This is a genomic window from Rhizobium mongolense USDA 1844 (assembly GCF_000419765.1).
Classification (GTDB): domain Bacteria; phylum Pseudomonadota; class Alphaproteobacteria; order Rhizobiales; family Rhizobiaceae; genus Rhizobium; species Rhizobium mongolense.
In genome coordinates this window covers 1-1458 of the sequence record NZ_ATTQ01000089.1, presented here as the reverse complement: position 1 = coordinate 1458, position 1458 = coordinate 1, and the positions used below count along the sequence as shown (strand labels likewise).

Here is a 1458-nt window from a genome sequence, read left to right as displayed (position 1 = left end):
GGCATTGAACGTGTGCGGCATCGTCGAAATCCGGATCAGGAGACTGAAAACCACCGCTCAATATCAGTCGCCGGGTGATCCACGCAACAACGCCACCTAGGCATGATTTTCCTCTTTAATTCTGCGGCGAGTTTGGCCCGCCAATCGAACCTATAGCTCCGAGCGTACCCTTGTCCACCAACGGTCTGCTACTTTTCAGCAATATTCCCATTCGTAGGAACTCGGCAACTGAAACGGGGTCAGACGGGCCTGCCTCATTGCCTGAGAGGTGAACTGCGTATCGGTTCGTGAACACCGTTGGGTGCTCGGGGTCGAGCCGATCTGCAAGCTGCTGCCGATTGCCCCACCTATTACGACTTAACGACGCTGTCGCCAAGCGGATCGACATGGATCGCCTGTCGGCCCGCGCCCGGCACAGCGGAACAGCTGCAGTCAATTCTGATCGCTGACCGATCGCCAGCGCTGAAAGCGAAGATTTCAGTAATCGCGTAGGGCGTCCGAACGCCGGAACCAAAACCAGAAAGGCGGTGCTAAGACCACGAGAAGTCCTCGGCCAAAACAGCCCGGGGTGACGGTCACGAGCTCATTTCGGCCGGTCTCTCCGAAGTGTGGACCGGCTCGACCAACCTCAGCGAGGATCCCTCGTGGTGGCGGCCACCGAATTTGCAAAGCGCTCGTCCAAGAGTTCCCCCCGACGGCGCCACTGATGGATGAGCGCTACAAGCATAAGCTTAAATAGCTAGCTAGACGCGGCATCCACCGGTTGTTCGATGGCCTGGCACAACCGGTGCTTTCAGCCGCGAACCGAAATCACCACCACGTCCAGATGCCAAAATCCGCTGCACGAAATGTCGGGGTTTGTCGACTCCGCGACACGGTGTTGTTCGGCCCGGCCTGCCGCTGCTGTAAGTGAAGCCACTGCGCAGAATGGTTTTTGAGGCTCTTTCTGCGCAGTTGGCACGACTCTTGAATCTCTCTCGTTGCGCGGCAGCAGGAGCTGCCGATGACCGTTACCGACTGATCTTCCCATTTGAGCGCTAAAAAAGGAGACAACAATGAATACCGACATGTCAGCCTATGCTGTGACTCACTTAACGCCTGAAGAAGCATCTGCAATTGCGGGAGGATGGGGCCTTTTTGGGGCAATAGCTTTCGCAGTTATTGCGCTAGGAGGCCTTGCAGCTGCAACTATTGCAGAGGGGGTAATACGCATTAAACACCACGGCTAGGTGCGCAAGCTAGCTGTGGAACCCTCATACAGGTCTCGCATCGATTGTAGCGATCGGAAAAAGCCTCGACTACGACATCACGCTTGACGAGGTTAGACGTTACATCCGATTGGACGGCCGTCAGAAGTCAACTAGACTAGCACTACTTTGGCACCTTTGGCTTGGGGCGTTCTGTGAGGAGCATCTCACAGTGGGGGCATCGTAGCGGCGGTGGCCGTGCGAAGATGTC

1 protein-coding gene and 1 pseudogene are annotated in these 1458 nt (G+C 56.4%); both read left to right on the top strand.

The features are described 5' to 3' along the window. Positions 1 to 283: 283 nt before the first annotated feature. Positions 284 to 446: pseudogene (locus A3C3_RS47830) on the top strand (IS3 family transposase); the annotation flags it as partial. Positions 447 to 1055: 609 nt separating this feature from the next. Further along, the gene (locus tag A3C3_RS45885) at positions 1056 to 1229 is read left to right on the top strand and encodes a hypothetical protein (RefSeq protein ID WP_156890811.1); all 174 of its coding nucleotides are present in this window, start codon (positions 1056 to 1058) and stop codon (positions 1227 to 1229) included. Positions 1230 to 1458 lie beyond the last annotated feature (229 nt).

Excerpts from the sequence above, each read along its gene's own strand:
- A3C3_RS45885 (WP_156890811.1), top strand. The coding sequence starts at position 1,056 with ATGAATACCGACATGTCAGCCTATGCTGTGACTCACTTAACGCCTGAA.